Source organism: Paenibacillus sp. FSL R10-2736 (assembly GCF_038000245.1).
GTDB lineage: Bacteria > Bacillota > Bacilli > Paenibacillales > Paenibacillaceae > Paenibacillus_AQ > Paenibacillus_AQ phytohabitans.
In genome coordinates, this window is sequence record NZ_JBBOBN010000002.1 from 1,009,411 (window position 1) to 1,031,973 (window position 22,563).

At 54.7% G+C, this 22,563-nt stretch carries 19 protein-coding genes; 11 read left to right on the plus strand and 8 right to left on the minus strand.

The window, feature by feature from the left end; all coding sequences use genetic code 11:
• Positions 1 to 28: 28 nt before the first annotated feature.
• The gene (locus NSQ73_RS32500) at positions 29 to 1,009 is read right to left on the minus strand and encodes a cation diffusion facilitator family transporter (protein WP_340990721.1); all 981 of its coding nucleotides are present in this window, start codon (positions 1,007 to 1,009) and stop codon (positions 29 to 31) included.
• A 530-nt stretch (positions 1,010 to 1,539) separates the two neighbouring features.
• Here NSQ73_RS32500 and NSQ73_RS32505 point away from each other — a divergent pair.
• Both NSQ73_RS32505 and NSQ73_RS32510 read left to right on the plus strand, forming a co-directional pair.
• Positions 1,540 to 3,858, plus strand: coding sequence for a heavy metal translocating P-type ATPase (locus NSQ73_RS32505; protein ID WP_340990317.1), 2,319 nt, complete (start codon positions 1,540 to 1,542; stop codon positions 3,856 to 3,858).
• Between the two features lie 353 nt (positions 3,859 to 4,211).
• Positions 4,212 to 6,104 (plus strand): methyl-accepting chemotaxis protein, encoded by a 1,893-nt coding sequence (locus NSQ73_RS32510; protein WP_340990318.1) that lies wholly within the window; start codon positions 4,212 to 4,214, stop codon positions 6,102 to 6,104.
• A 105-nt stretch (positions 6,105 to 6,209) separates the two neighbouring features.
• Here NSQ73_RS32510 and NSQ73_RS32515 read toward each other — a convergent pair whose 3' ends face one another.
• The 3 genes from NSQ73_RS32515 to NSQ73_RS32525 form a co-directional block, all read right to left on the minus strand.
• Positions 6,210 to 7,172 carry an L-lactate dehydrogenase gene (locus NSQ73_RS32515; protein WP_042133078.1) on the minus strand — a complete coding sequence of 321 codons (963 nt, stop codon included), beginning with the start codon at positions 7,170 to 7,172 and terminating at the stop codon, positions 6,210 to 6,212.
• A 407-nt stretch (positions 7,173 to 7,579) separates the two neighbouring features.
• Positions 7,580 to 8,086, minus strand: coding sequence for a CcdC family protein (locus NSQ73_RS32520; RefSeq protein ID WP_171720285.1), 507 nt, complete (start codon positions 8,084 to 8,086; stop codon positions 7,580 to 7,582).
• 198 nt (positions 8,087 to 8,284) lie between these two features.
• On the minus strand, positions 8,285 to 8,545 hold the full coding sequence (locus tag NSQ73_RS32525) for a GlsB/YeaQ/YmgE family stress response membrane protein (RefSeq protein ID WP_036732764.1): 261 nt from the start codon (positions 8,543 to 8,545) through the stop codon (positions 8,285 to 8,287).
• A 254-nt stretch (positions 8,546 to 8,799) separates the two neighbouring features.
• Here NSQ73_RS32525 and NSQ73_RS32530 point away from each other — a divergent pair, with 254 nt between their 5' ends.
• Positions 8,800 to 9,849: a lactonase family protein gene (locus NSQ73_RS32530; protein ID WP_340990320.1), complete on the plus strand. Its 1,050-nt coding sequence runs from the start codon at positions 8,800 to 8,802 to the stop codon at positions 9,847 to 9,849.
• Positions 9,850 to 10,084: 235 nt separating this feature from the next.
• Here NSQ73_RS32530 and NSQ73_RS32535 read toward each other — a convergent pair whose 3' ends face one another.
• Positions 10,085 to 12,424: a poly(ethylene terephthalate) hydrolase family protein gene (locus NSQ73_RS32535; protein WP_340990321.1), complete on the minus strand. Its 2,340-nt coding sequence runs from the start codon at positions 12,422 to 12,424 to the stop codon at positions 10,085 to 10,087.
• A gap of 461 nt (positions 12,425 to 12,885) precedes the next feature.
• Here NSQ73_RS32535 and NSQ73_RS32540 point away from each other — a divergent pair, with 461 nt between their 5' ends.
• The 4 genes from NSQ73_RS32540 to NSQ73_RS32555 all read left to right on the plus strand — a co-directional run bounded on the left by NSQ73_RS32540 (position 12,886) and on the right by NSQ73_RS32555 (position 16,373).
• Positions 12,886 to 14,007, plus strand: coding sequence for a sulfate ABC transporter substrate-binding protein (locus NSQ73_RS32540; RefSeq protein WP_340990323.1), 1,122 nt, complete (start codon positions 12,886 to 12,888; stop codon positions 14,005 to 14,007).
• Between the two features lie 114 nt (positions 14,008 to 14,121).
• On the plus strand, positions 14,122 to 14,973 hold the full coding sequence (gene cysT, locus NSQ73_RS32545) for a sulfate ABC transporter permease subunit CysT (RefSeq protein ID WP_336101227.1): 852 nt from the start codon (positions 14,122 to 14,124) through the stop codon (positions 14,971 to 14,973).
• Positions 14,974 to 15,177: 204 nt separating this feature from the next.
• Entirely contained in the window at positions 15,178 to 16,041 is an 864-nt protein-coding gene (gene cysW, locus NSQ73_RS32550) for a sulfate ABC transporter permease subunit CysW (protein ID WP_171720281.1), read from the plus strand.
• Positions 16,042 to 16,151: 110 nt separating this feature from the next.
• Positions 16,152 to 16,373: a YezD family protein gene (locus tag NSQ73_RS32555; protein ID WP_315412548.1), complete on the plus strand. Its 222-nt coding sequence runs from the start codon at positions 16,152 to 16,154 to the stop codon at positions 16,371 to 16,373.
• Between the two features lie 127 nt (positions 16,374 to 16,500).
• On the opposite strand, the gene NSQ73_RS32560 is transcribed toward NSQ73_RS32555, so the two are convergent.
• Entirely contained in the window at positions 16,501 to 16,809 is a 309-nt protein-coding gene (locus NSQ73_RS32560; protein WP_042232103.1) for a hypothetical protein, read from the minus strand.
• A 270-nt stretch (positions 16,810 to 17,079) separates the two neighbouring features.
• Between NSQ73_RS32560 and NSQ73_RS32565 the strand changes: the two genes are divergently transcribed.
• The 3 genes from NSQ73_RS32565 (at position 17,080) to NSQ73_RS32575 (ending at position 20,355) form a co-directional block, all read left to right on the plus strand.
• Positions 17,080 to 17,496, plus strand: a complete 417-nt coding sequence (locus tag NSQ73_RS32565; protein ID WP_340990328.1) for a GNAT family N-acetyltransferase — start codon at positions 17,080 to 17,082, stop codon at positions 17,494 to 17,496.
• A 51-nt stretch (positions 17,497 to 17,547) separates the two neighbouring features.
• Complete coding sequence (locus tag NSQ73_RS32570; RefSeq protein ID WP_039299589.1) at positions 17,548 to 18,180, plus strand: NAD(P)-dependent oxidoreductase; 633 nt, start codon at positions 17,548 to 17,550, stop codon at positions 18,178 to 18,180.
• 201 nt (positions 18,181 to 18,381) lie between these two features.
• Positions 18,382 to 20,355, plus strand: coding sequence for an NAD(P)H-hydrate dehydratase (locus NSQ73_RS32575; RefSeq protein WP_340990329.1), 1,974 nt, complete (start codon positions 18,382 to 18,384; stop codon positions 20,353 to 20,355).
• A gap of 146 nt (positions 20,356 to 20,501) precedes the next feature.
• On the opposite strand, the gene NSQ73_RS32580 is transcribed toward NSQ73_RS32575, so the two are convergent.
• Both NSQ73_RS32580 and NSQ73_RS32585 read right to left on the minus strand, forming a co-directional pair.
• A complete protein-coding gene (locus NSQ73_RS32580; RefSeq protein ID WP_039310540.1) occupies positions 20,502 to 20,957 on the minus strand; it encodes a hypothetical protein in 456 nt (151 codons plus the stop codon).
• 67 nt (positions 20,958 to 21,024) lie between these two features.
• A complete protein-coding gene (locus NSQ73_RS32585; RefSeq protein WP_340990331.1) occupies positions 21,025 to 21,921 on the minus strand; it encodes an SDR family oxidoreductase in 897 nt (298 codons plus the stop codon).
• Positions 21,922 to 22,067: 146 nt separating this feature from the next.
• On the opposite strand from NSQ73_RS32585, the gene NSQ73_RS32590 reads away from it, so the two are divergent.
• Positions 22,068 to 22,484 (plus strand): GNAT family N-acetyltransferase, encoded by a 417-nt coding sequence (locus NSQ73_RS32590; RefSeq protein ID WP_340990333.1) that lies wholly within the window; start codon positions 22,068 to 22,070, stop codon positions 22,482 to 22,484.
• Positions 22,485 to 22,563 lie beyond the last annotated feature (79 nt).

Sequence of the window (22,563 nt, forward strand, 5' to 3'; positions counted from 1 at the left end):
TATGCCCTGTCCGGCAAAAGCCTCACAATTACACAGGAAGATCCCTATGCTTCAAGGAAGAATTCTCAATCTGCAGGGTAGTGTGGTGAATGCCGAATTTGTCTTCCACAACCTTAAGTGCCTGCTTCAGCACCTGCTGGTGGTCAGTATGATCCCCGATCAGCAGATGGCCGCTAAGTGCATCCAGTCCGGAGGTAATCGTCCAGATATGCAGGTCATGCACATCAGTGACCCCTTCGATTCCCAGCAATGTTTCCTGCACATCACGTATATTCACCGTGAGCGGAGTACCTTCCATAAGAATATGGAAGGCCTGCTTAATGACACCCCAGGCGCTGCGCAGGATGAGAAGGGCAACCAGCACGCTGATGATAGGATCTGCGACGTACCAGGAGAACAGATTCATGATAAGGCCGGCAATCAGGGCGCCGACAGAGCCGAGGGCATCGCCCATAATATGCAGATAAGCGCTCCGGATATTGATGTTGTCCTTAGCTTCGCTCTTGCGCATCAGCGACCAGGCGCTGATGAGATTGGCCAGCAGTCCGACAGCGGCAATCACCATCATGGTTCCGCTGGCAACAGCCGGAGGCGAGAAGAAGCGCTGGTACGCCTCCCACATAATAAAGCCGGCGATAACAAACAGCGTCACCCCGTTGAACAAGGCCGCCATAATCTCAAACCGGAAGAACCCGTAGGAGTTCTTCGATGACGGCGGCTTCGCAGCAATTATCATCGCAACCAGACTCAGTGCCAGCGAGGCGGTATCGCTGAGCATATGCCCGGAGTCAGATAACAGGGCCAGACTGCCGGTGACAAGACCGCCGAAGAATTCGAGAAACATAATGCCGCCGGTGATAATTAAGGCGATCAGCAGACCTTTCTTATTATCCGGTGCATGGGAATGAGAGTGCGAGTGCGAATTCGAATGGGAATGATCCGCAGCCTTGTGCCCGTTGTGCGGGTCTTTGCCGTTCCCATGCTCGCTGTGCTGATGCCCGTTGTGCAGGTCTCCGCCGTTCTCATGCTCACTGTGCTGATGTCCGTTGTGCAGCTGCCCGCCATTTCCATGCTCACTGTGCTGATGCTGCTCTGATTGATCTGAGTAGTTTGAATGGGTTGAATGCCCCGAATGCCCCGCATCCTTACCATCAGGTGCCCCATTCTGCGTTGTCGTGCCGGAATTTTTAGAATGATTCATGGGTAAAACCTCTTTTCAGTTAACATATGAATGATTGCTCATATGTTAATATTATGACGGCTGAATGTATTTTACAAGGGTTTGCAGCAAGTTTTTTTCGTTTCAGAGCTAGTTGTCGCAATAAATCCCTATCGCTTCAATTACAGGTATGCCGCATCTTCTCCAATTCAAGCTATATAAGCTTTATAAAACGTTGTTTGAATTGTTATTTTTCATGAAAAAGCCAAAAACTATGCGCGGAGTGCATTGACACTGCAAGATTCAGGGGAATATAATATGTGTAAGTTAACATATGAACAAATACTCATATATAGGTTTTACCAAGGGAGATGAGTTATTTGAATACGGTACAAGGTAATGTGAAGCGTAAATGGGTGCTCGAGGGTCTGGACTGCGCGAATTGCGCCATGAAGATAGAGAATAAGGTCAAGAAGATCGAAGGGGTATCTTCCTGTTCCGTGAACTTTGCGATGAGGACCATGACGCTGGAGACCGCTGCTTCTGCTGCAGAAGAAGTAGCTGAACAGGCGCAGCATACTGTCACTGCACTTGAACCGCATGTGAAGCTGCGTGAAGTCACCGCTTCGCGGGCGGTCAAGAAGCCGCTGGCTGCTGGCAGCCCAGGCCAGGTACGCCGCGTAGCTACTCAGGGTCAGGAGCATGACCATCCGGGCGGAGAGCCGCATGCCCATGCTGACACACACGGTCATGACCATGCGGCTGCAGAGGATACCCATAGTCATACCTCTGCCGCTGAGGACGGTCATGACCACAGTCACGGCCACAGCCATGAGCACGGGGAAGGCGGTACGCGCAGAATCCTGCTGCGTTTGGCCGGCGGAGCCGTTCTGGCTGCTGCCGGGATGTTCCTCCCTGTCAGTGGAATCGCGGAACTGTTAATCTTCCTGGCAGCGTATCTTATCGTCGGCGGTGAGGTAGTCTGGTCCGCCGCGCGGAATATTATCCGCGGCCAGGTGTTTGATGAGAATTTCCTGATGGCGCTGGCGACCATCGGGGCTTTTGCTATCGGAGAGTATCCGGAAGGCGTTGCGGTTATGCTCTTCTATCAGGTAGGTGAGCTGTTCCAGGGGATGGCGGTGAACCGTTCACGCCGTTCGATTACAGCGCTGATGGATATCCGGCCGGAATTTGCTTACTTGAAGGAAGGCGGTAATCTGCGCAAGGTCTCGCCGGAAGAGGTAGCAGTTGGAGACAGCATCGTGGTTAAGCCGGGCGAGAAGGTACCGCTGGATGGCATCATTCTGGAAGGCAGCGCGATGATGGATACCTCGGCGCTGACCGGTGAATCCGTACCCCGGTCAACCCAGCCGGGCAGCCAGGTGCTGAGCGGATTCATTAACCGCAATGGTGTGGTTACCATTGAGGTGACCAAGGATTTCGGCGAATCGGCGGTCTCGCAGATTCTGGAGCTGGTGCAGAATGCGACCAATAATAAAGCGAAGACAGAGAACTTCATCACGAAATTCGCCCGTGCCTATACGCCGGTAGTAGTGATAACAGCCCTGCTGCTGGCGGTGGTTCCGCCGCTGGTACTCAGCGGAGCCACGTTCTCGGACTGGATCTACCGCGCACTTGTCTTTCTTGTTATTTCTTGTCCTTGTGCACTCGTCGTATCGATCCCGCTCGGATTCTTCGGCGGCATTGGAGCCGCTTCGCGGAACGGGATTCTGGTCAAGGGCAGCAATTTCCTGGAAGCACTAAATGATGTGAAGGTTGTCGTATTTGATAAGACGGGAACCTTGACCAAAGGGCAATTCAGTGTGACCGGGAATTATCCGGCGGAAGGATTCACCCCGCAGGAATTGCTGCGGATTGCTGCTTATGCCGAGAGCCATTCCAGTCATCCGATTGCCGAATCGATCCGCTCTGCTTACGGGGAGGTAATCCCTGGAGAAGCCATCACGGACTATAATGAAATTTCCGGCCACGGCATTGCTGTCACAGTCGAAGGCAAGGCAGTACTCGCCGGGAATGCAAGGCTGATGGAACGGGAGGGGATTGCAAGCCCTATCCCGCAGCAGAGCGGCACAGTGGTTCATATTGCTGTCGATAAGCAGTATGCAGGTTATATCGTTATTGCCGATGAAGTGAAAGAGGATGCACAGCGGGCCATCCAGGAGCTGAACGCGCTGGGAATCCACAAGACCGTCATGCTGACCGGCGATGCTGCATCTGTAGCCGAGTCCGTCGGCAGACAGCTGGGCATTCAGGAGATTCATGCGGAGCTGCTGCCCGGAGATAAGGTCGAAGCGATTGAACGACTGGAGCGGGAGAAGGGACCGAAGGAGAAGATTATTTTTGTCGGAGACGGGATTAATGATACTCCGGTGCTGGCTAGAGCCGATGTCGGGATCGCCATGGGCGGACTTGGCTCCGATGCGGCTATTGAAGCAGCAGATATTGTAATCATGACGGATGAACCCTCGAAGATTGCCGCCGCTATCGGCATTGCCAAGCGCACGCGGACCATTGTGTGGCAGAATATTATTTTTGCGCTGGGGGTCAAGGCCGTCTTCCTGCTGCTGGGAGCGTTCGGAATTGCCACCATGTGGGAGGCCGTATTCTCCGATGTCGGGGTAACCGTGCTTGCCGTGCTCAACAGTATGCGTGCATTGCAGCCTCCGAAATCAGGATAATGCTCAGCTGCCATATTTATAAATTCACTACTTTTGCCGGATTCTGATTTATAAATTATGAAATAATTATGAAAAAATAAGCCGTCATGATCCTAAATTTTGGGTCCTGAGGCTTATTTTTTATTGGATGTATAATGTTTTTTGTCTATTTATGCCGATATATCATTATATATTTACAGCATATGGAAGATTACAACGGTTTTCTGGGGGGACATTCGGTGAAGAAGGCAGGCTTGTGGTCAAAAATGAAAATGAATGCAAACAATGGAAAATCTGGTTCTCTGCAGAAAAAGTGGTCGTTGGTCATTTTAGCAGTTGCCATTATACCTCTGCTGGGAGCGACCCTCTTTTTCATGCAATACTTTGGGGGTGTGACCCGGGCGGACAGCGAGGAGCTGGCAGAGAGTATCCTGGAGATGAATACTACACGGATCGATGAATGGATAAACTCCAAAACATCTGCGGTACAGGAACTGATGGCCATGCATCCTGAATTCGACACCGCACAGCCGGGCACTATATTCCCGGTAGTCAAGGTGCTGGAAGACAGCGACAGACAGTCCGAAGGCTACAGTGTCATTAATAAGGAAGGGATATTGTCGAATTCCCTTAATCTTACCGCCGATGTCAGCGGAGAAGCCTATTTCCAGGAAGCCAAGACGAGCCATGCACCGGCTGTAGCCGATATGTCTTTTTTGGAGCAGCTGAATAAAAATATCATTCCGGTCTTCGTTCCGGCAGTGGACAAAAACAATCAATTCGCCGGAGGCATCGCCTTCTCGGTAACACCTGATATTCTGACGGAGATGAGCAAGAACATCCATGTAGCCGAAACCGGTTATGGATATGTGATCTCAGGACAAGGTAATTATTATACCTCTTCGGATCCGGACCGGATCGGGAAGAACATTGCGGACTATGCCGGAACGCCGGAAATGAAGGAAGCCTACAAGAATATACTGGCAAACGACAAGGGTTCGGAGACCTACAAGGGCGAAGACGGGAAGCAGGTCATCACCTATTTCCGTACGATCCCCAGCACAGACTGGAAGCTGCTGATCAGCGTTCCAAAGAGTGAGATTACAGCCAAAGTAACTTCGGCCCAGACCATCTCTCTGATATTCGTTGTTATAGTTATGCTCGTTGTTATCGGTATTTCCCTGTATCTTACCCGCTTGATTGTGAAGCCGATAGTAGCGATCTCCGGTGTAATGAGACGGGTGGCAGAGGGTCATCTGAGTGAACGGGTGGCAGTGCGTTCGGGAGATGAGATTGGCCAGATGAGCCAGAGCATCAATGATATGATCGCAAGCCTGGCCGGAATTGTCGGCAAAATCGATGCTACAGTCGCCCAAGTGGCTGTCTCTGGAGAAGGTGTGCTGAATTATGCCAATCAGACCTCCAATACTTCGGCGGAGATCGAGACCGTGGTCCAGGAAGTAGCAAGGGGCATGGAGGAGCAATTCAGAGGTTCGGAGCAGGCGGCAAGAGCCACAGAAGAGATGGCTATCGGACTGCAGAGAATTGCCGAATCCTCGGTCAGTGTATCAGATCAGGCGGAAACGGTCAGTACCGAGGTAGAGAACGGTTATCTGGAGATCCAGGCTACACTTGAGCAGATGACAGTAATTAGCACTACTGCGGGGAAGACTTCAGAGCTGATCAACAACCTGACCGGTCAATCAGAGCAGATTGGACAGATCGTGGATGTGATCTCGGAAATCTCCAATCAGACGGGGTTATTATCGCTTAATGCTTCTATTGAAGCTGCCAGAGCAGGCGAGCACGGGCGCGGCTTCGGAGTTGTAGCGAACGAAGTGAAGAAGCTGGCTGAGCGCACGAACGGCGCCATCGTGAACATTGTTGAACTGATCCGCCAGATTCAGGAATCGACGAAGAATGCTGCGGTCTCTATGGAGAAGAGCGTGGTTGAAATCGGCGACGGTATGGGGAAAATGAAAAATGTGGGCGTATCCTTCGACCATATCCGTTCTTCCATCCGCGAGGTTTCCTTGCAGATTCAGGATGTATCTGCCATCAACGAGCAAATGTCGGCCGGGACGGAAGAGATTACGGCTTCCATCTCCGATATGCTGATCATTGCCAGGGAGTCTGCGGAAAGTGCCGAGATGGTTGCAGAAGCTTCAACCGAGCAGCGGAATCTGATGGGGAGGGTTGTAACCTCGGCCGAATCCCTGAATGGGCTGATGTCCGAATTGCGGAGCGAGATTGAGAAGTTCCAATAAAGCCATGCAGAAATAAAAAAACACCCCTCTGCCGCACGGATTACCGTGTGTGAAGCAGAGGGGTGTTTGCTGTTTAATGAATCAATCCGCAGACGCGGGTCAGGTTTACAGCTTTTCTTCCAGCTGCAGACTCTCAATTCCGCCGCGGATAATGCTGCATGAGGCTGCGAATTTCGCCATTTCAGCATCGCTGAGGTTCAGCTCCAGCAGTTCCTGGATACCGCCGCTGCCAATAATGGCCGGTGCACCTGCGCAGACGCCGCTTTGCCCGTACTCGCCGTCCAGAATCGCCGAAACGGCGATGATTTTGTGCTCATCATTCAGAATGGAGCGCGTGATGTAGGCCAGTGCACTGCCGATCCCGAAATGCGTGGAGCCTTTGCGGGTGAAGATCTCCCAGCCGGCATCCTTCGTCTTGCGGGCGATATCCTCAAGGTCCAGGCTGCTGAAACGCTCGCGGTGCTGTTCCATGATCTGCAGAAGCGGCTTGCCGCCGATCGTTACATGCGACCAGGCCACGAACTGGGATTCCCCGTGCTCGCCGAGTGCGTAACCGTTGACGCTGCGCGGATCGATGGTGAATACCTCGGACAGCAGCGTCTTCAGGCGGGAAGAATCAATCGAGGTGCCGGTGCCGATGATCCGGTGCCGCGGCAGGCCGGATATTTTCCATACCATATAGGTGACAATATCAACGGGGTTTGCGGCTACGACAAAAATACCGTCGAAACCTCCGGCCATAATTTCGGTAACAATCTCCCTGGTAATGACAGCGGCGGCATCCAGCACATCCAGCCGGGTCTGCCCCGGTTTGGGATTGGCGCCTGCCGTCAGAATGACGACATCCATCCCGGCGCAATCGCTGGAGGTGCCTGCATACACCTTAGTGCGTGTTCCGGTGAAATCCATGCAGTGCGAGAGGTCAAGCGCTTGTGCCATGGCACGGTCGTAGGTGCGGTCGATCATCATGATCTCATCGCAGATGGCCTGATTAACCATGGAGTAGGCGCAGCTGGAACCTACCATACCAGAGCCGACGATTGCCACTTTTCTCGATTTACTTTTCAATTGCCTTGTCCCCACTCTCTAGAAGTATGCTTTTATTCTAACTGATCTTATCGGAAGTTACCTGACATGAAGTTGAAAAAGTCATGCGTCGCCTGCCCGTTTTTCGACACAATTGACATTGGAGGTTAGAAATATGGCGGTCCAGCCTTATACTGCTTCACTGCTATAATTATTATGTGATCCGGGCTGTTAAGAACCATACAGAAAGCCCGGCGCCTATTAAATATGAAAGGGGATGTCCCAAGCAGTCATGATCATGGCTGTTTGGGACACCCCCTGTTTGTGAATATAAGGATGTATAAGTGTCATTCCACGAATCATCCTTATACTTCCCGCTGAAACGCGGCCGCTCTTTGAACAAGACGGCAAAGCCGTTTCCACCCTGCTGTCCAGGATATGTATCCTGCTTACCCTCTGGTCTGTGGTATTGGGGCCTCGGCAGGCAGCATCCGGGTGTAGTGCTTATACATGAACACTCTCCAGTGGAGAATCATGCCAAAGGCCAGAATAAAGAATAATCCGCCGGATTGCGGGACAGATACATATTGATTGATAAACTCATGGAGAAGGGTGCGGATCAGCAGCAGTCCAAGCAGAATGAAGGCGAAGCTCTTGGAGCGCTGGGCATAAATCTGTCCTTCCCGTTCCTCGAACCGGGTGCTGCGCATTAGCGGATAGGCGAAGATAAACCAGCCGACCAGGAAAGCTGCAACAGCCCACCACCAGGGAAATCTGACTTCCGGGACTACAAACATGGCGAATCCGGTGGACATGCCAAGCGGCGGAATCCATATTTTGCGGACGGTTACCGGACGGGCACTAGCCTTCAGGCGGATAAAAATAACCATCAGCGCCATGAACACGGCTCCCAGCGTGGAGCCCACATGCAGAAGTGAGGGGTTGATATTGCCCATGATTCACTTTCCTCTCTGTGATTTGGGTCACTTATTTCTTCATTATAGCAGAAAAAAGATCCAATTCAGAATGGATCACCGGCCGTGGTGAAGGCGGCCCCTGGATGGTCCACACAGCAAACCCGCCAGGGTTAACCCTGGCGGGTTTGCTTGATAAGTGTATTTCAGCAGCTTCAGCTATGAATGCTGCCATAGGGCTTAAGAACGGCTACGTCCGCCAACCGAACGCAGGATCAGGCTAACGATGAAGATCAGAACTACGGCACCAATCAATGAAGGGAAGACATAGTAGTCGCTGATCTTAGGTCCCCAGCTTCCCAGCAGCATGCCGCCGAGCCATGAACCCAGAATACCGGCGATAATGTTGCCGATAATGCCACCCGGAATATCTCTGCCCATAATCAGGCCAGCCAGCCAACCAATCACGCCACCAACAATCAACATCCATAATAAACTCATTATTCTTCAGCTCCTTTGTGTTTGTTATCTTCGATGGTTACTATTAACCTTCTGCAAGACGTTTAAACCAAGTGTCAAATATTGCTTGCACACTTAGAATTAGTATTCTATTGTATCCATATTTATGCTGTTTAAGCCTGGTAATGTCTTGGGTACATAAACATGTTATAGTAAATTTTGCGGAGATCAGCTGAGTGAAAACACCGCTGTGCAGGTTATATATTTGTACACTATACAATAAAGGAGCCGTTGCCATGCACCAGCCTAATGAAGTGTTGTTCTATATCGGAACCTATAGTAGTGAGAAGGAAGAAGCCATCCTGTTGGGGGCGCTGGATAAGGAAACGGGCGAAATGAGAATTATGGGCGGCACCCGCGGAATTGAGAATCCCTCCTATCTGGCTGTAAATGCAGCGGGAACCGTATTATATGCGGTAAGTGAACAGGATGAAGGCCAGGTGTATGCCTACGCCATTGAACCCGGCAGCAAAGCGCTGCGCCCGCTGGGCAGCAGAGCTACCGGAGGCGGTGCGCCGTGTTATGTTTCCGTGGCTCCGCAAGGAGATTACATATTCGTATCTAATTATACGGGAGGGAATGTAAATGTATTCCCGCTGAACAGTGACGGCTCGCTGCAGGACATGTCCTCCCAGGTTAAGCATGAAGGTTCAGGAATCCGTGCAGACCGTCAGGATGCGCCCCATCCGCATTCCGTTATTCCCGATAAAACCGGGGATCATGTGCTGGTCTGCGATCTCGGATTGGATCAGATTGTGTTCTACCGCGTGGAGGAGGGCAAGCTGGTCACCCACCGCGAAGTGGATCTGCCGCCGGGCTCGGGGCCGCGCCATCTGGCTGTACATCCTTCACGGCAATGGATCTATCTGGTGAATGAATTGAATAATACGGTTACCGTTTTTGCGGATGACGAGCAGCAGGGCAACCTCAAGATCCTGCAGAATGTCAGCTCGCTTCCTGAGCATTACACGGCCGGAAGTGATGATACAGCGGCGGATATCCATGTCTCCCCATGCGGAAGATACCTGTACGTATCGAACCGGGGACATGACAGCATCGCCCTGTTCCATATTGATAATGCGACAGGTCTGGTGGAAGCGGAGGATTGGGTCATCTCCGGCGGCCGGACACCGCGGAATTTCGCCATTATCAGCGGCATGCTGCTCGCCGCTAACCAGAACAGCGGCAACATCGTATCCTTCAGGATCGACAGCGAGAGCGGCCGGCTGATTCCTACCGGTAATGAACTGGAGATTCCGTCTCCGGTCTGTGTAGTGGCTGTTTGATACAGCGGATTACCCCGCCATCTGTGGATCTAAGTTGTAATTCATACAACATTTAAGCCAATGGACATATCTATAGAAAGTGGGCTTAAGAATAAGCATTTCCCTTTTCCGGGTTCACGCCAAAAGAACGTCCCTCTGCCCGCTGGCAGTCTGGGACGTTCTTCGTTTGGGCTCATTATATATCCTTGTGGCACGAGGGACACGGAACAGTAATTTTATCTTCTGAGTAGGCTCTTTAATGCATCCCCAGCTGGTCATCCCGCTCATAGAAGCCGATGTCATCCAGCATAATCTTGTCATCTTCCCCTTGCAGGTAGAAGGTGATTTCGGTCAGCTTGTCCGGATCAAGCGCTGGCTCCTCTTCAAGGAACAGCTCAAAGGGCAGCTCGTAGGTCTGGAAGACGGCTTCCGAGCGGTCGCCGAACTTGCCGTCGCTGATCCGCTCCTCCAGCCATGGGCTGATCGTGAATTCGGTCTGGGGCAATGGCAGAATCTCCATTACCTCATCCAGGGGCAGCCGTGCCGTGACCTCATTGCTGTCGGTCAGCTCCACCTCCACATCGGGGGAGAGAGCGGCCGCAGAGGGTGCAGCCGCATCCTCTGCATCATCAGCGTCGGAATTACGGTTAGCCAAGGAGAAGGCTAAGCCCTCTGCGGCGGAAGCGGCAAGATTACGGGTGAGTGATTCACTAAGCTTAATCTTGTAGGAGGCTTCAACCGCATCCGCACCAGCATCCGCATCACCAGCTCCAGCCTGGTTCTGAGCGGTGCTGCCGCGCTCCAGCAGAATACCGTATGAAGGTTTGTTCTTGGACTCGCGGTCCTTGGCTGCTTCTTCGCTCCAGGTGAGGCCTTCAGCAGTGGCAGTGCCTCCCTTCACCGTATTTCTTTTGCGGTCTTCCTCGTAGTTCGCTACCGTAATGTAAGTCCCGCTCTGGAACCGGTTATAATAGGCGGTATCCGGCAGCCACTGCGCACCGCTGCGGTAATCACGGAATAACTGCTGATATTCCGTCTTCCCGTGCAGCGTAGTCTCCAGAAAGGCGGAGACATAGACCTTGGCAATCTGCCGCTGCTCATCACCATCCATAATGTCTGTACGTTTCAGGAACAGCCCTGTCGGCAGCGCCTGGTCAAACAGCCCCCAGTCTGTATTGAACTGGCTGTGATTGGCATCGGCAATGTAGAGCGAGCTTTTGAAAGCCGGAGTGCTGCCGGTGTAGGAAGTACGCATATACTGCCGGTCCCCGTAGAAGTCATGCACATCGCCGTCACGGGCGCCCTGCAGCGTCAGATAGTTCACATCCACCAGACTGGCCTGTTTGCTGTCAATGGCTTTATCCGTAGGAGCCAGCGCAATAACGGAAGTGATGTTGAACTGCTTCGTTGCCGCCAGTGCCGGATCACCGGTGAACCAGCGCGAGGCATCCGCAGCCATGGCTACAGCCTGACCGCCGCGGCTATGGCCCAGCAATGCAGTCTGGTCATAATCGACCTTCTGATAGAAGGGTGTACCGGATTGCTGCGCGAAGCTTGCGATCTGCTGCAGATGCTTCAGAATCATCCAGGTCCGCACCTGGAAGTCATTATCCGGAATGCCGGACCACGCAGAATAATTCAGGAAGTTCTCATCCAGCGAGACGGCGATAAATCCCCGGCTGGCCAGCAGTTCCCCGAGATAAGCGTATCCGCCCTCGGAATAATCCTCCATCATATGGTTGCCATGCACCATAAGCACGAGCGGATAAGGCCCGTCCCCGTCAGGCATCCAGACCCGGGCATTTAGAGGAAGCGCTCCGGGATCGAATCCCCAGAATAAGGTACGCAGCGCAGGCCATGATTTGATGTATTCCGTAGCATCCACAGAAGCAGAGAGGAGCGCGGCATCCGCGCCATACTCTGTACGGTGCAGGTCCTGGCCGCTCCCATAGGTGAAGCTGTGGAACGTATAGTCCCCCGGCTGTCCGGGATCAGCCGCCGCCGCAGGAAGAACCTCTCCATCCGCAGCCAATGTCTTCACCGATGGGGAGGGAGCAGGGCTGCTTCCCGTCCCATAGGCCAGTGCCAAGGGGGTTAGGACAAGAACCGCTGCCAGAAGCCCGCCGGTGAGGGTTCTCCGCGTCCGCAGCAGACCGGCTGCAAGACCTCCCAGTCCCCCGGCCAAAGCTGTGATACCAGCGATGGCTGCTGCAGCCTCAAGCTCCAGATCGGCGTAATACAGAATAAGCAGCACGGCGCTCAGTGCACTGAGCCAAGAGCCCGTGAACAGCCGCGGAATGCGCAGTCCGGTTAAGGAGAGCAGTACAGCCAGCAGGTTGCCGGCCAGCGCCATTACAAGGGTTCCCGCGCCGGCAGCCAGTATAATATCCGCTGCGCTCCCAAGCCCTGTAGGGATGCCCATAACGGCTATAGTAAAAGCCAGAATACATAGAATCCAAGGACCGCAGAGCGCAATCCTCCATAATGCTGTATCGTACCGGTACGTTTCTAAGATGCGTCTTCCCATTTCTCTGAGTATGCGCCTGTGCAGGCGTGGTCCCTGCGGTGCGGGTACATACTCCAAATCCATTCCCATGATAGTTTCCCCCGACAATTTGTGGCAAATAGAGGCTGCAGAAATCCGGCAGAACTCATCTCTAGTAATTCAACTTATATCTAGTAATTTGACCTATAAGATGTAGCAATAATATTACTTTAAGACATCAATAACAAGTGGGTCTTACAGGAACGGGCGCCACTTGCTGCCGCCGGGCGGAATAGAGCCATCTTTCATCCAAATTGAAAAAAAGGTTTGACAGCGCGCAGGGCATTCAGTATTATGTCTGTATAACCTACTAAATGGGTAGGAATAATCAAATAAGTTCTTACCGTACAGACGGAGGAACGCCTGCTTCAGGCTCGCAGATACGCGTCCATAGGACCGGTTTGACCAGCCACAAGTGGGCTTTCCTGCGTCTTTTTTTGACGGAAATCCAACCAACAAGAAATTCACAATGATAATGCAATTACAAGAACATTATGGGGGAGTGGTTTGTGATGAAGAAAGGGATCAAGAAGGGGCTTATCGCCGGGTTCACACTATTATTGACGGCAGGGCTTACTGCTTGCGGCAACAACAATGGAGGGAACAGTGCAGGCGCGGCAACAGAAGCTCCGGCAGCAACAGAGGCGGCTGCGAATACGGCGGCTACACCGGAGGCAACGAAGGCTCCAGCCAAAGATCCGGTCGAGCTGCTGAATGTGTCCTACGACCCTACACGTGAACTATATGAGAATTATAACAAGGCATTCGCCGCTTACTGGGAGCAGGAGACAGGCCAGAAGGTTACGATCAAGCAATCGCATGGCGGATCAGGCAAGCAGAGCCGGGCTGTACTCGACGGTCTGGAAGCAGATGTAGTTACGCTGGCGCTCGGATATGACATTGATGCACTGCAGGAAACAGGTCTTATCGGCGCGGACTGGCAGAGTAAATATGAGCATAACAGCTCCCCGTATACTTCCACTATCGTATTCCTTGTGCGTAAAGGCAACCCGAAAGGCATCAAGGACTGGCCGGATCTGCTCAAGGACGATGTAGAAGTGATCACTCCGAACCCTAAGACTTCCGGCGGTGCGCGCTGGAACTACCTGGCAGCCTGGGGATATGCGCTTGACCAGAATAATAACGATGAAGCCAAGGCTCAGGAGTTCGTACAGAAGCTGTTCAAAAATGTACCCGTACTGGACACCGGGGCGCGCGGCTCTACAACTACCTTCGTGGAACGCGGAATCGGTGACGTGCTGATCGCCTGGGAGAATGAAGCCTACCTGTCCATCAAGGAGCTGGGTCCGGATAAATTCGAGATTGTAAATCCGTCGGAGAGCATTCTGGCCGAGCCGCCGGTAGCCGTGGTGGATAAAGTTGTCGACAAGAGAGGCACCCGCGAGGTCGCAGATGCTTATCTGAAATACCTGTACACCGAGGAAGGCCAGAAAATCGCCGCCGAGAACTATTACCGCCCGACTCTGGAAAGTGTGAAGGAACAGTACAAGGACCAATTCCCTGAGATCAAGCTGTTCACACTGGCGGACAAATTCGGAACCTGGAAGGAAACCCAGGAGAAGCACTTTAATGATGGAGGAATCTTCGACAAAATCTACGTGCCGGGCAGCTGATAGCAAGTTCCGGGATGGAGCTGAGCAGAACAGGTAAGGCGAATTTTGCAGGCGGGGTCCCGCCCGGTTGCTGATCGGCCAACGAGCCGAAGGCAGGAAAGGATGAATGGGCAAATGAATGTCACCACTAAAGCTGCTGCGGGGGCTGTGTCACGGCGCAGGCTTCTGCCGGGTTTCGGAATTACGATGGGGTTCAGCGTATTGTATCTGAGTCTTGTCGTTCTGCTGCCGCTGTCAGCGCTGCTCTTCAATTCGACGGGACTCAGCTGGGCTAAGTTCTGGGATGTGGCTACGGATGCCCGTGTCCTGGCCTCCTATCGGGTCAGTCTGAGTACAGCGGCAGCCGCAGCCCTGATCGATGCTGTTCTGGGGCTGTTGCTGGCCTGGGTACTGGTACGCTATGAATTTCCGGGCAAAAGGCTATTCGACGCCCTGATCGATCTGCCGTTCGCGCTCCCTACAGCTGTGGCGGGTGTGTCACTGACCGCACTTTATTCCCAGAACGGCTGGATCGGCTCCCTGCTGGAGCCGCTGGGCCTCCGGGTAGCCTTCACGCCGCTTGGCATTACGCTGGCGCTGATGTTTATCGGCATCCCCTTTGTGGTCCGCACGGTTCAGCCCGTGCTGGAGGATCTGGACAGGGATATGGAAGAGGCATCGGCCACGCTGGGAGCGGGACGCTGGCGGACCTTCGTGCGGATTGTTATGCCGGAGCTGTTCCCGCCGCTGCTTACGGGCTTTGCATTGGCTTTTGCCCGGGGCATCGGCGAATACGGCTCCGTTGTATTTATCTCCGGCAATATGCCGATGCGTACGGAGATTGCTCCGCTGCTCATCATGTCCAAGCTGGAGCAGTTCGATTATGCCGGAGCAACAGCGGTGGCGCTGCTGCTGCTGCTAATCTCCTTCCTGATGCTGCTGGTCATCAACAGCCTCCAGCACTGGGCGCGGAAGAGCTCGCGTTAAGGATTCAGGAAATCCGGACAACGGCGGCCATTCAAGATGGCCTTTGCTCCATAAAACTTAAGTGAGTGCTTCTGGCGCGAGTTTTATTGCGATGTTTATCGAGGAGCGGAGGCTCCATAAAACCTAAGCGAATGCTTCCGAAGTTAGTTTTGTACGAAGCAGATTCAGGATGCCTAAGCTAACAAAACTTTAGGAGGAATAAAAATGGCCGGTACGGTTCCCTTACATGTCCCCGCGCCGCGAAAAAGCGTGTCGTCCCCCCGGACGACTGAATCCAAAGCGGTGAAATGGGTGCTCATTTCCCTTGCCGGACTTGTATTGCTCTGGCTGATTGCCCTGCCGCTGATTATCGTGCTGGTGGAGTCGCTGAAGCGGGGGCTGGATGTCTATTGGGCCGCGCTGACCGACCCGGATGCCGCCTCGGCGCTGAAGCTGACCCTGCTGGTCGCGGCCATTACCGTTCCGCTGAATACGATCTTTGGTGTAACGGCGGCGTGGGCAGTGACCAAGTTCCGTTTTCGCGGCAAGGGCTTTCTGATTACGCTGATCGATCTGCCATTTGCCGTATCGCCGGTAATTGGCGGGTTGATCTTTATTCTGGTATTCGGCTCGCATGGCTGGTTCGGTCCTTGGCTGAGCAATCACGATATCAAGATTGTTTTTGCTTTGCCGGGTATTGTGCTGGCTACGCTGTTTATCACCTTCCCTTTTGTGGCGCGCGAGCTGATTCCGCTGATGGAGGAGCAGGGCACACAGGAGGAGGAAGCGGCCATTACGCTAGGTGCGCACGGCTGGCAGATTTTCTGGCGCGTGACGCTGCCCAATATCAAGTGGGGTCTGCTGTACGGCATTATTCTCTGTAATGCACGGGCGATGGGGGAGTTCGGCGCGGTATCCGTGGTATCCGGGCATATCCGGGGAGAGACGAATACCCTGCCGCTTCATGTCGAGATTCTGTACAACGAATATCAATTTTCGGCATCCTTCGCCGTTGCCTCCCTGTTGCTCCTGCTGGCCCTGGTGACCATGATCGTCAAGAGTCTGCTTTTACGTAAAAATGCTCATTGACAGTCCTTGGGGTCCGTGCTAAGTTAATTCATAGTATACAAGGTGGTAATGACGGAATAACGGGATTTAGGCGGAGATACTCCCCTGTCCGGGGAAAGGGAGGCTGGAGAATGGCTAAACCACTGAAAGTGGATGAGGTATGGCTTGCGCGGATAACGGAACTTCTCAACGATATGGAGTTCGGCTCATTGCATATTGTGGTGCATGAAGGTCAAATCGTACAGATGGAGCGCACAGAGCGCAAACGTTTCGAGAACAGCACAGCAAATGCACGTTATAGTGGAGAAACCGGAAGCCGGCGGACCGATTCCCGTTCTGCGGGACGAGGATAGCAATCTGTAGTGCACTGATAAATGATCATACATTTCCGTGAACAGAAAAAAGGGGGATCTCACAAGCCTGGAAATGGCTGAATGAGGTACCCCTTTTGTATGCCGGGACATTAGTGTAAGCCTTAATTTAGTAGCGTGTGTTGCGCCGTGATCCGCTGATTCCCTCCACCAGCAGGATGAGGGCAGTGATGGCATGCATAATCCAGCCGACAAAAGGAATCAAACCGACCACCGAGGTGACGATACCAACTGCGTTACCGATGATAGATCCGCGTTCTCTCAGCAGAATAATTACAGCTACGGCATGGAGCAGAAAAGCAACCCCCAGCGGTACCCAGGCATTGGCTACGACAAATGCCCCGCCGATGAACGGCAGTGCCAGAAAAGCCTCATAAGCGAAAGTTCCCCATTTGAATAATTTCCCTATCGGAGACATAATAACTCCACCAGCCTTCCAAGTAGTCTTATAAAGATCCTATTCCACAGTTTACCCAAGGATACGGGCTAAGAATAACCCTGTGCCGGCAACAGATGCAGAACCGTTTGTATTTCTGAGTAATTGTACGCCGGGGGGGGCGGGACGTTTCATTTTTCCGGATAAGATAGGCGCTGCCTTGCCTCGAAACCTTGCAGTCATATATATTGGTAACAGGTTAACAGGAGTGTCCGCGTGCAGGCGGATAATCATGACAAGAGGGGATAATGTATGGACAAGACATTGCAGCCGGATATCCGGCATGAGCTGCCCACAGTGGAGCAATACCTGGCCCTGCGGCTGGAAGCCGGGCTTAGTCCCATGAGTGTGGAGGGAGCCGGAATCGGGCTGCCCCGCTCCGCGTTTGCTGTAACCTTGTATGAAGGAGATATATTGGCTGGAATGGGACGGGTAATCGGGGACGGGGGCTGTTTTTTTCAGGTGACCGATATTGCCGTGAAGCCTTCCTTTCAGGGGCAGGGTCTGGGGAAAATAATTATGCGGGAAATCCGCCGGTTTCTGGATACCGTGCCGGACAAGGCGTATATTAGTCTCATTGCTGACGGGGAAGCCTCCAGGCTGTATACCCAATATGGATTCGCACCGGTCCTGCCGGATTCTCAGGGGATGTTCCTGCGGCGTTCATGATGAATAGAGGATCAGGGCTGCAAACAAATACGAAAGTGAGGCAACAAGAGAATGGATATCGTAGTATTTGGTGCATCGGGTAAGATCGGAAGTGCGATTGTAGAAGAAGCGTTAAAAAGAAAACATGAGGTTACCGCTGCCGTCCGCAAACCGGAAGCCTTCAGTATTCAGCATGATCGGCTTAAGGTTGTTGCAGCCGACCTGCTGGACCCGGCCACGGTAACGGCAGCACTGCACGGACATGAAGAGGTTATCAGCGCATTCGGACCGGCGCCGGGGCATGAGAATGATCTGCTGCAGGCGGCGGATTCCCTGCTGACAGGGATGCGTGCCGCCGGGCTCCAGCGCCTGATCGTTATTGGCGGGGCAGGCAGCTTGAAGACGGAAACCGGGGAGTGGCTGATGGACACGGCTGATTTCCCGGAGAACTTCCGTCCGCTTGCGTCGGCTCACGCCAATGCCTATGAAATCTACAGAGGGTCAGAGCTGGATTATACGTACCTGAGCCCGCCTGCTGCCATTATCGCCGGACGCCGGACCGGCCAGTTCCGGATTGGTCTGGACCGGCTGATTGTGGATGAGAACGGGCGGAGCAGCATCAGCATCCAGGATTTCGCGGTAGCGGTTATCGATGAGCTGGAGGAAGGCAATTTCAGCAAGACCCGTTTTACAGTGGGGTATTAATAGATGCAGATTAAGCTTGTCAGGAAATAAAGCGGCCTAGAATGCAGGCTTCGTAGCTTAAAGCCCGTCCTCTTGAACGCTCAGGAGGGCTTTTTGCTGTCATTCCGGGCGCCTTAGCCGGATGAGGATGTGTCAAAGTCTGCAATTTGCCTGATTCTATAGTACTGGGTACAATCGAAGCAACTAAAGGAGGGCTTGGCTATGGATGTGGTAACTGCGGAGGAGATGCGGGCATTCGACCGCGAGACGATTGAGCGGCTGGGAATTCCGGCCATTGCGCTGATGGAGAACGCCGGGCGGGCGATTGCCGAGGAGGTCATCGCATTGTGCCGGCGGTGCGGGGCAGGCGCGGGCGGCGGCACAGGGAGCGCAGACGCAGCGGGGCGAAGCTACGGGGCAGGAGCCGTGGGCGGCGGAACGCAGAGCTATGGAGCGGGCGCGGTGGGCGACATAGGGAGCACGGATGCAGAGGAGCGAAGCTTCGGGGCAGGAGCCGTGGGCGGCGTGGGCGGAGGAACGCAGAGCTATGGAGCGGGCGCGGTGGGCGGCATAGGGAGCGCAGATGCAGAGGAGCGAAGCTTCGGGGCAGGAGCCGTGGGCGGCGTGGGCGGAGGAATGCAGAGCTATGGAGCGGGCGCGGTGGGCGGCATAGGGAGCGCAGACGCAGAGGGGCGAAGCTACGGGGCAGGAGCCATGGGCGGAGGAACGCAGCGCTATGCGGCCGGCGGGCCGGCGATCCTGCCGCCGGGCTTCTCGGTCAGCGCCGACCCGGCGCTGACGCTTACCGCTGCCGGCGGCGAGCACTGGCTCGTCCTCGCCGGCAAAGGCAACAACGGCGGCGACGGGCTCGCCGCCGCCAGGCACCTGCGTGAGGCCGGCATCGCCGTCACGCTGGTGTATGCGGCCGCGCCGGAGTCGCTGGCCGGCGAAGCCGCGCTGCAGCGGGATGCCGCTGCAGCCATGGGCATCCCTGCCGTAGTCTACGGCAGGGATGCTGTGGACCTTGCCGCATGCAGCGGCATCATAGATGCGCTGCTCGGCACAGGCAGCGCGGGAGCCCCGCGCGGTGCCTATGCGGAGCTGATTGCCGCTGCGAACGCCAGCGGCAGGCCCATTGTGTCCGCGGACATCCCCAGCGGGCTGGACGCGGACACGGGCGAGACGCATGAGCCCTGCATTCATGCGTCGGTGACCGTCTGCCTCGCGTTCCTCAAACGCGGGCTGCTGCAGTATCCCGGCGCCGGAGCAGCCGGGCAGGTGGTGGTCCGCTCCATCGGCATCCCCGCTGCCCTGGCGCGTGAGAGCGGCGTCCCGGTCAGCCTGCTGACGCCGGAAGTGCTGCGGACACGTCTGCAGGTCGACGTGTCGCGCCGCCGTTCGCCCGAAGGCCACAAGGGCACTTACGGGCATGTCCTGCTGGCAGCGGGAAGCCTGCGCATGAGCGGCGCCGGCCTGCTGTGCGCCCGCGCTGCGCTGCGCGCCGGCTGCGGGCTGGTGACGTGGGCGCTGCCGGATAAGCTGCTGCCCTATGTGATCGGCTGCGCACCTGAGCTGATGCTGGCCCCGGTATCCGGCAGCGACGGGGAATGGAATGCCGGTACGGCGGCTGAAGTGCTGCAGCTAAGCGGAAGCCGTGATTGTATGGCTGTCGGCCCCGGTCTTGGCCGGTTCGAGGGAGATAGGGATTGGCTCCGCAGGCTTTGGGAGGAGACGGATTCTCCCTTGATTATCGATGCGGATGCACTGAATATACTGGCGGATGCCGATTACGGGGCCTGGAGCCGCCGCCATCCGGTAATTCTGACCCCGCATCCCGGGGAGATGGCCCGGCTGGCAGGGACTTCTACAGCCCGGGTGCAGCGTGACCGGATTGGACTGGCGCTGTCTTATGCCGCAGCGCACGGCGTAATCCTGGTGCTCAAGGGAGCCCATACAGTCATAGCAACGCCCGAAGGACAGGCTTATATCAACATCACGGGTCATCCGGGAATGGGAACCGGCGGCGCGGGGGATGTGCTGACCGGAATCATCTCCGGCCTGCTTGCCCAGGGCCTGGATGCTGCACAAGCGGCAGCCTTTGGGGTCTATCTCCACGGGCTGGCGGGAGAACGTGCCGCCCGGAAACGGGATAACCCGGCGGCCTTGATCGCCGGGGATATTATTGAGGCGCTGTGAACCGTAAATCCGGAGCTGCTGCGGCTCATTATCTATACACCATAACCGTGATCCTGCCGCTTCTGCTGCGCCTATGCGAGTCTAAAGGTAGCACTGCTCTGCCCTGAATGGATTAGTATTACGGCTCTGCCAGCGGCGGCACTATATCAGAACAGGACCAGGCAGAGCAGCGGAATAAACAAGGCGAAGAAGGGAAGCAGGAGCGGGTAGCGTTCACCGGCAATCTGGGCGAACCGGAACAACAGCAGCACTACAAGTCCGGCAAGACCGCTGGTCATTGCGTCGCCGCCCTGCTCAGAGGCCAGCCACAGGCCGGCTCCAAAGCCGGCTACGGCGTATAACACCAGGGCCGGACTGAGCGAAGTGGACCGGAACATGCGCAGCAGGGCATCGGCAAGTATCGCTGCCGGTAAGCCGTAAGCGTAAATGGCATACGGCACTGATACCGGCCAGCCATCCGGTACTCCGCCTTCGTAGCCATGGCCGAGCATAAACAGGGAAACGAGAATAAAGGTCAGTCCGGCGGCCGACAGCTTGGTCAGTGCGTACATGCCCGCAGTCAGGCGGACAGAAGGCAGATCATAATCCTTATGTGTGGTCATCGCTTAACATCCTTTCGGGGTGGGTGAAGAGCACGGCCGGAATGACCGGACGAATCCGGCGCATGAATCAGCTTGTAACCATGTCCCCTCCGTTAACATGAATACAGGTGCCTGTTACATAGGAAGCATCAGGGCTGGCCAGATAGACATAGGCTCCTGCCAGCTCATAGGGCTGTGCGGCCCGCTTGAACGGGGTGTCTGTGCCGAATACACTGACCTCTTCAGCGGAATAGCTGGAAGGAATCAGCGGTGTCCATACCGGACCGGGAGCTACACTGTTGACGCGGATGCCGCTGTCCGCCAGTGAAAGAGCCAGAGAGCGGGTGAAGGAGACAACGGCGCCTTTGGTGGATGAATAGTCAATGAGCTCCTTGTTGCCCTGGTAAGCGGTAATGGAGGCGGTGTTAATAATGCAGCTTCCTTTGTGCAGATGCGGGAGTGCGGCCTGGGTCAGGAAGAAGAAAGGGAAGATATTGGTGCGGTAGGTCTGGTACAGCTGCTCCTCTGTGATATCCAGAATGCTCTTCTGCGGATATTGGACGGCGTGGTTATTCACCAGAATGTCGAGCTTGCCGAAGGTCCGCACGGTGTGCTCCACCGCTTCGAAGCAGCACTCTTTATAGCGCAGATCCGTCTCAATCCGCAGGCAGCGGCGTCCAAGCTCTTCTATCCGTTGCTGCGTAGCTGCGGCATCAGAAGCTTCGTCCAAGTAAGCGATGGCAATATCTGCCCCTTCTTTGGCAAAAGCGATGGCGGCTGCTCTTCCAATGCCGCTGTCTCCGCCGGTAATCAGGGCAACCTTTCCTTTGAGCCTGCCGCTGCTGCTCTCGGGGTTCTCGCTGATCGGACGCGGATTCATCAGACTCTCCAGACCCGGCTGGCGGTCCTGATGCTGTGGGGGAAAGGCGATAGGCTGCACGCGGCATACCGTCTTTTCTCCGTAATAGGGGTAAACGGGATTCATCGGGTGATACTCCTCCTTGCCTGTTGGCTCTCCGTATATTGGTATGCATGCGCCCAGAAAAGCGTGCGCCGCAGTCCTCTTCTGGGTGACCCTTAAGACGCTCTTAACTTTACATACTAAAACCTTAGAAATGGAGAGAATAACTAATGCTATACAGACCAATGACAGCCGATGATTACGAGGCAGCTTATCAATTATGGAAGAATACGGACGGGATGGGTCTTAGTGAAGCGGACTTGCGCGGGGAAATTATCCGTTATCTGGAGCGTAATCCGGGAATCAGCCAGGTGTGTGTGGATGCGGACGGTACACTTGCGGGTACAGCAGTGTGCGGACATGACGGGCGCAGAGGATATATGTATCATGTGGCTGTCAGCAGCAGCAGCCGGGGTAAGGGGGCCGGGCGTGAGATGGTCACACGCTGCCTGGAGAGACTGCGGGAGGAAGGCATCAGTAAATGCCATCTGATGGTCATCGGGCATAACGCTCTGGGCCGCAGCTTCTGGTCAGGCACCGGCTGGCAGGAGCGGGATGGCCTTGTACTGTTCTCGCGGAACAGCTGAGATAGGTCACAAACAATGTAATAGTGTAGCTTTTGTCCGGACGCAGTATAATATATAGGAGCTTTACAAATGACTTGCA